This is a genomic window from Micromonospora sp. I033 (assembly GCF_053890995.1).
In genome coordinates this window covers 1-6393 of record NZ_JBSSLX010000279.1, presented here as the reverse complement: position 1 = coordinate 6393, position 6393 = coordinate 1, and the positions used below count along the sequence as shown (strand labels likewise).

The following is a 6393-nucleotide window of genomic DNA, read 5'->3' as shown; positions in this document are numbered from 1 at the left end:
GCCGGACGCTGCTCCGGGTGACGCTGGTCGCGGTGCTGCTCGGGCTGGCCGCGGCCGTTCTGCGCACTCCGGGCGGCTGTCCGCCGGGGGCGACCCGGCCCGTGACGGCCACCGCCACCCCGGCCGGTGGGGCCACGCCGGGCGGCGGTGACCGTCCCGCAGCCGCCCTGCCGCTGCCCACCGGGGCGGTCGGGGTCCCGATCCGGCTCGCCGAGCCGGCCGCGCTGGCGGTGCTCCGCCCGGGCGCCCGGGTGGACCTGCTGGTCGTGCCGGCCGGCGGCGCGCCGGCCCTGCTCGCCCCGCGGGCACTGGTGCTGGACGTGGTGGGTGCGGCCGGGGCGGTCGACGGCTCCTCGGCGCTCTACCTGGCGCTCCGCCCGGAGCAGGCCCACCGCGCGGTCGGTCTGCCCGAGGGCAGCCGCTTCGCCGTGGTGGTACGCGAATGACCGCGGCCGGCGGCGTCAGTCCCAGTGCGGCGGGCGCTCGGCGAGCAGCCAGTCGTCGTTGCCGGACGACCGCTCGCCCCAGCCGCGGTCGGTGTCGTCGGTGGTCTGCTCGGGCAGCACCACGAAGTCGTCGCTGAGGTCGACCACGCGGTCGTCGTCGCCGCGCGGGACACGGATGCCGGGATCGCTCACGAGCGGCAAGGATACCGCCGGAAGGGAAACCGCTCGACCGTCCCGGCGGGCACGCCGGGGCACGGTGGCCCGCCGCGTCGGCCGGCCGACCGCCCGGCGCGTTGGTAGCGTCGGACGGCGTGACGACGCCGAGCGGTGGCAGCCCCGAGGACGAGATCTGGCGACGCCCGGACCAGACGGCCGGCGAGGCCCCGACGGCCGGCACGGACCAGCCCGGCTCGCCGGTGCAGCAGGCCGGCAACGCCCCGGCGCCCGGCACGGATCAGCCCGGCTCCGCCGGCCAGCCGGTCGGTGGCGCCGGCACGGACCAGCCCGGTTCGGCAGCCGGCGGGAACGCGGCCGTCGACGCTGGTTCGACCCCGGAGGCCAGTGCCTGGTCGCGCGCCGGTCACACCGACAGCCCGTGGGCGCGGCCCGGCCAGGACGCCGCACCGGCGGGCGGCCCGCCCGGGGGGCAGGCCGGAGCCACCGGCGGTTGGCCCGCGCCGGGCGCCCCGGCGGGTGGTTGGTCCCCGCAGGCCGGCGCGGCCGCCGGTTGGGGCCCGGGCGGGTACGCCGGGCCGCCGCCGACCATCCCGCCGCCGCCCGGCTGGCGGCCACCGGTGCACGTGCAGCCGACGCCACCCCGCCGGCTGCCGCCACAGGACATGGCCGCCATGGACCAGGCCGAGGGGCGGGCCCAGCGGCTCACCTACGGCATCGGCGCCGTCGTCGGCGTCGTGCTGGTGCTGCTCACCTGCCTGCTCTGCTCGCGCCTGCTCTTCTGAGCCGGCCGCCGGGGCGGCGGATCCGGCTCAGACGATCCCGCTCCAGACCATCTTGGCGCCGCTGTCACCGGTCAGGTAGACGTACACGAGCGCGAACACGGCGAGCACGACCACCACGCCGGTGAGCACCAGGGGCAGCCAGCGGGGCAGGTCGCGGGTCCGGGGCAGGCCGCTGGTGACCAGCAGCAGCAGGAGCGCCACCACGGCCAGTCCGAGGGTGAACCAGAACAGCTTGTCGCCGTACTCGGAGTGCTCGTGGATCTTCTGCAGGCCCTCCGGCGGGTAGCCCCGGCTGCGCAGCACCTCTTCCAGCTCCTCGCCGGACTCCGTGGCCACCCAGGTGATGATGGGGGTGAGCACGGCGAGGACCGCCACCGCCCAGCCCATCCGGGGCCGCCAGCGGGGCAGCACCCCGTACGCGACGGAGAGCAACGCCAGCAGCGGCACCAGCACCACGGCGGCGTGTACGACCAGGACGTGGCCCGGCAGACCGTTGACTTCCCTGAACACCGACACCTCCGGCGAGTGGACGGGATCGCGCGGCCAGCGTACGACGGGATGATCCGCCGTCCCGCTTCCGTACATCGACACACGCACGGGCCGCCGGCCCGGTTCACCTGTGGCCCGGGCCACCCGGGGTCACGCTCGCTTGTCGGTCCTGGAGCACCGTGCTGTCATGGACGCATGTCCACCGGTGAGGAGCTGCTCCGGTCGAGGGGCCTGCGGGTCACCCGGCCGCGCCTCGCCGTGCTGGACGTGCTCGCCGCCGGCGGTCACCTGGAGGTCGACGAGATCACCCGCCGGGTCCGCGAGCGCCTCGACTCGGTCTCCACCCAGGCCGTCTACGACGTGCTCGGCGCCCTCTCCCGGGCCGGGCTGTCCCGCCGGATCGAGCCGGCCGGCAGCCCCGCCCGCTACGAGGCCCGGGTCGGTGACAACCACCACCACGTGGTGTGCCGGGGCTGCGGCGAGATCGCCGACGTGGACTGTGCCACCGGCGACGCCCCCTGCCTCGACCCGAACGTCGCGCACGGCTTCGAGGTGGACGAGGCGGAAGTGACGTTCTGGGGGCTGTGTCCGGCCTGCCAGGCCCGCCGCTCCGCCGACGACTGACCACCGGCGCCGGCATCGAGGCGTGGTCGCCCCGGCGCGTGGCACTCTTGGGCGGTGGACTCCGATGACCTCGGCCTGTTCGGTCCGGGATCGGTCACGTGGAAGGTGCACGAGGAGCCGATCCTGATCGTCGCCGGCCTGCGTTCGCTCTACCTCCAGGCCCTGCACCCCCGCGCCATGGCGGGCGTGGCGCAGAACAGCAACTACAAGACCGACGCCTGGGGCCGGCTGATCCGCACCGCCACGTACGTGGCGACGACGATCTACGGCACCACCGCCGAGGCGGAGGCCGCCGGCCGGCGGCTGCGCACGCTGCACGCCCGGATGCGGGCCACCGACCCGTTCACCGGCGAGCGGTTCCGGATCGACGAGCCCGACCTCCTGCGCTGGGTGCACGTCACCGAGGTCGAGTCGTTCGTGAGCACCGCGCGACGGGCCGGGCTGGCGCTGACCGACGACGAGGTGGACGGCTACTACGCCGAGCAGCGACGGGCGGCGGCCCTGGTCGGGCTGGACCCGGCCGACGTGCCGGGCACCGCCGCCGAGGTGGCCGACTACTACCGCCGGGTCCGCCCCGAGCTGCGGATGACCAGGGAGGCGGCCGAGACCGCCCTCTTCCTGACCGCCCCGCCGATCCCGTGGAAGCTCAGCCTGCCGATGAGGCTCGGGCTGCACCTCGGCCCGCCGCGCTGGGCGTACCTGGGGATCGCCGGCACCGCGCTGGCGCTGCTGCCGGCCTGGGCCCACCGGCTGTACGGCGGTCTCGGCCTGCCCACCACCGCGCTGTCGGCGGACCTGAGCGTGCGCGCGTTGCGCCTGGCCCTGGCGGCGGTGCCGCGTCGCTACCGGGAGGGCCCGTTGCAGCAGGCCGCCAAGGAGCGCGCGGCCCGCCTGGCCGCCGCCTGACCGCGGCCGGACCGGGGCTCAGGCCGGCTCGGCGGGGCGTTCCACGGCCGCCCACGGATCCTTGGCCGGGGCCTGGGCGCCGGCCGGGCAGGTGCGCCGGTAGTCGCACCAGCCGCAGCGCGGCCCCGGCTCGGTGGGGAACGCCGCGTCGGGGTCGGCCCCGTCGGCGACGGCCCGCTCGGCGGCCATGATGTCCCGCGCGGTGTCCTCGGCCCGGGTGAGCTGCCGCTGCAACGACTCCGGGCTGTGCTCGTGCGCGGCGACCGTGCCGGTGGGCAGGTGGTGCAGCTCGACCCGGCGGCACGGCCGGCGGAACACCCGCTCGGCCGCGTAGGCGTAGAGCGCGAGGGCCTGCGAGCCGCGCGCGTCGTCGCCGTCCAGCCCGGTGCGACCGGTCTTGTAGTCGACGATGACCAGCTCGGGCCGGCCGTCGGGGCCGGGGCGGGAGTCGATCCGGTCGGTGCGGCCGTTGAAGGCGAGCACCGCGGTCTTCACCGCGACCACCCGCTCCACCCCGACCGGCTCGTCGGCCGGGTCGAGCCCGGCCACGTAGGACTCCAGCCAGGACAGCGCCCGCCGGAAGGCGTCCCGCTCCTGCTCGTCGTCGCGGTAGCCCTCGCGGACCCAGGTGCCCTTGAGCAGGGTGCCCAGCACCTCGGGGCGGCGGCGGTCGGGGGCCAGCGCGTACCAGTTCTTCAGAGCGGTGTGGACGCTGGCGCCGAGCGAGTTGTGCGCCCACGGCGGACCCTTGGGCGGCGCGGGGCGGTCCACGTACGAGTAGCGGTAGCGGCGGGGGCAGTCGGCGTAGGCGCCGAGCTTGCTGGGGGTGCAGACGAAGAGGCGTTCCGGCATGCCCTCGAAGCCGAGCTGCTCGGCCTGCTCGGCGCGGGGCCGGGGTGGCCGGCCGCCGGTGGGTCGCCCGGTCGGGGAGGGTCGTCGCACGCCTGAGATCCTGCCACCCCGGTGCGACAGCGCCGCAACGGCTCAGCCCATGGTGAGGTACTGCGTGACGAAGGCGGCGATCGCGTCGGCGATGAGCTGCACGGCGATGGCGGCCAGCAGCAGGCCGGCGATCCGGGTCAGCACCTCGATGCCGCCCGGCCGGAGGACCTTGACGATGCCGCCGGAGAAACGCAGCACCACCCAGACCGCGACCATGACCGCGACGATCGCGGCGGCGATCGCGAGGTAGTCGGTGAAGCCGCCGGCCTGCTGCACGAAGAGCATGGTGGCGACGATGGCACCGGGGCCGGCCAGCAGCGGGGTGCCCAGCGGCACCAGCGCGATGTTGGAGGTGGCCTGCTGGTTCGGGTCGTCGGCCTTGCCGGTCAGCAGCTCGAGTGCGACCAGGATCAGCAGCAGCCCGCCGGCGGCCTGCAACGCGGGCAGGTCGACGTGCAGGTAGGCCAGGATCGTCCGGCCGGCCACGGCGAACACCACGATCACCCCGAGCGCCAGCGCGACGGCCTGCCAGGCGGCCCGGTTCCGGTCGCGGGCGGCCAGCGGGCCGGTCAGCGCGAGGAAGATGGGCATCATGCCGGGCGGGTCGACGATCACCAGCAGGGTCACGAAGACCTCGCCGAAGAGCTTGAGATCCACCCGGACACGGTAGCCGCGCCGCCGGAACCCTTCAGCCTGAAGCGACCGGGGTCACCCCCCGGGCCAGCGCGATGATCCGCTCGTACGCCTCGACCCCGGTGGTGTACGCGCCGAGCTGAACGGTCTTGTGCGTGCCGTGGAAGTCCGACGCTCCGGTGACCAGCAGCCCCAGCTCGGCGGCGAGCGCGCGGACGTGCTCCCGCTCGGCCGGGCTGTGGTCCTCGTGGTCGGCCTCCAGGCCGGCGAGCCCGGCCGCCGCCAGGTCCACGATCAGCTCGTCGGGCACGATCCGGCCCCGACGGCTGGCCCGGGGATGGGCGAAGACCGGCACCCCGCCGGCCGCCCGGACCAGCGCCACCGCCCGGAACACGTCGATGTCCTCCTTGGGCAGCCGGTAGCGCTCTCCCAGCCACCGCGGCCCGAACGCCTCGGTGGTGGTGGCGACCAGCCCGGCCCGGATCAGCGCCTGCGCGATGTGCGGGCGACCGACCGTCCCGCCCGCCGCGCCGGCCAGGATCTCGGACCAGCTCACCCGGATCCCGTCGGCCTGGAGCAGCCGCACGATGCGCTCGCCGCGCTCCTCCCGGGCGCGCCGGACCCGGGCCAGCTCGGCGACCAGCTCCGGCTCGGCGGGGTCGAAGAGGTACGCGAGCAGGTGCAGCGGGATCGCCGGCTCGACGCCGAACCAGCGGCAGGAGAGCTCGGCGCCCCGGACCAGGGTGAGCCCGGGCGGCAGCGCCGCGACCGCCGGCTCCCAGCCGGCCGTGGTGGTGGCCACCGACGGGCGGCACCCACCAGAGGGTACGGCCGGCCGGGGTGGCCGCCGAGGTGACGAGCCAGCCCCCGTACTCGGGGACCCGCTGCGCCCGCTCGACGCCGCTCACCCCGGTCAGTTCCCGGCGCTCGCCCCCGCTGGTGTCCAGCCACGAGCCCACGATCAGGTCGAGTTCGGCGCGGACCGGGCCCGTCCCCGGTGCCGGGCTGGCGGCGGTGGGCAGCGGTGAGGGCGAGAACCCGCCCGGGTCACCGAGCACCACCGTCGGCGTGCCACCGCGCCCGGTCGGCCCGCCGAGTTGGGCCATGCCGGTGGTGACCAGCACGGTCGCCACCCCGGCCAGGGCGAGCCCGGTCAGCGTGCGGCGCCGGCCGGTGCGCCTCGCCCGCCGGAGCGCCGCGCCGGCCGGGTCGGCGGCGAGCGGCCGGGGCGTGGCGACGCGGCCGGCCAGCGTCTGCCGCAGCGCCCGCTCCAGCTCGTCCTCGGTCACGGCGAATGGACGCTTCGGGCCGCCCGTCCGGTTGTCGTAGGAGTTGGGCGTGCGGCTCATCGGGACTCCACCGGGACGGACGCGGCGGGGCGCGCCGGGGTGCGG

General features: G+C 76.4%; 10 protein-coding genes. 5 read left to right on the top strand and 5 right to left on the bottom strand.

What is annotated here, in order from left to right; genetic code table 11:
• Positions 1-446 (top strand): flagellar biosynthesis protein FlgA (locus ACW0Q9_RS28245; protein ID WP_456186421.1); only part of this gene is annotated, 446 nt, incomplete at its 5' end.
• Positions 447-461: 15 nt separating this feature from the next.
• Here ACW0Q9_RS28245 and ACW0Q9_RS28240 read toward each other — a convergent pair.
• The gene (locus ACW0Q9_RS28240) at positions 462-647 is read right to left on the bottom strand and encodes a hypothetical protein (protein ID WP_154229843.1); all 186 of its coding nucleotides are present in this window, start codon (positions 645-647) and stop codon (positions 462-464) included.
• 110 nt (positions 648-757) lie between these two features.
• Between ACW0Q9_RS28240 and ACW0Q9_RS28235 the strand changes: the two genes are divergently transcribed.
• A complete protein-coding gene (locus ACW0Q9_RS28235) occupies positions 758-1405 on the top strand; it encodes a hypothetical protein (RefSeq protein WP_456186419.1) in 648 nt (215 codons plus the stop codon).
• Positions 1406-1432: 27 nt separating this feature from the next.
• Here the strand turns inward: ACW0Q9_RS28235 and ACW0Q9_RS28230 are convergent, their stop codons facing one another.
• Positions 1433-1915 (bottom strand): DUF2231 domain-containing protein, encoded by a 483-nt coding sequence (locus ACW0Q9_RS28230; RefSeq protein ID WP_456186417.1) that lies wholly within the window; start codon positions 1913-1915, stop codon positions 1433-1435.
• 174 nt (positions 1916-2089) lie between these two features.
• On the opposite strand from ACW0Q9_RS28230, the gene ACW0Q9_RS28225 reads away from it, so the two are divergent.
• Together ACW0Q9_RS28225 and ACW0Q9_RS28220 are read left to right on the top strand one after the other, a co-directional pair.
• A complete protein-coding gene (locus tag ACW0Q9_RS28225; protein ID WP_456186415.1) occupies positions 2090-2518 on the top strand; it encodes a Fur family transcriptional regulator in 429 nt (142 codons plus the stop codon).
• A 54-nt stretch (positions 2519-2572) separates the two neighbouring features.
• The gene (locus ACW0Q9_RS28220; protein WP_456186413.1) at positions 2573-3424 is read left to right on the top strand and encodes an oxygenase MpaB family protein; all 852 of its coding nucleotides are present in this window, start codon (positions 2573-2575) and stop codon (positions 3422-3424) included.
• Positions 3425-3442: 18 nt separating this feature from the next.
• On the opposite strand, the gene ACW0Q9_RS28215 is transcribed toward ACW0Q9_RS28220, so the two are convergent.
• The 3 genes from ACW0Q9_RS28215 to ACW0Q9_RS28205 form a co-directional block, all read right to left on the bottom strand.
• Positions 3443-4276 (bottom strand): RecB family exonuclease, encoded by an 834-nt coding sequence (locus ACW0Q9_RS28215; protein WP_456186423.1) that lies wholly within the window; start codon positions 4274-4276, stop codon positions 3443-3445.
• Between the two features lie 132 nt (positions 4277-4408).
• Entirely contained in the window at positions 4409-5023 is a 615-nt protein-coding gene (locus ACW0Q9_RS28210) for a MarC family protein (protein WP_456186411.1), read from the bottom strand.
• 31 nt (positions 5024-5054) lie between these two features.
• On the bottom strand, positions 5055-5801 hold the full coding sequence (locus ACW0Q9_RS28205) for a PHP domain-containing protein (RefSeq protein ID WP_456186409.1): 747 nt from the start codon (positions 5799-5801) through the stop codon (positions 5055-5057).
• Between the two features lie 50 nt (positions 5802-5851).
• Here ACW0Q9_RS28205 and ACW0Q9_RS28200 point away from each other — a divergent pair, with 50 nt between their 5' ends.
• Positions 5852-6328, top strand: a complete 477-nt coding sequence (locus ACW0Q9_RS28200; RefSeq protein WP_456186407.1) for a hypothetical protein — start codon at positions 5852-5854, stop codon at positions 6326-6328.
• Positions 6329-6393: the final 65 nt, after the last annotated feature.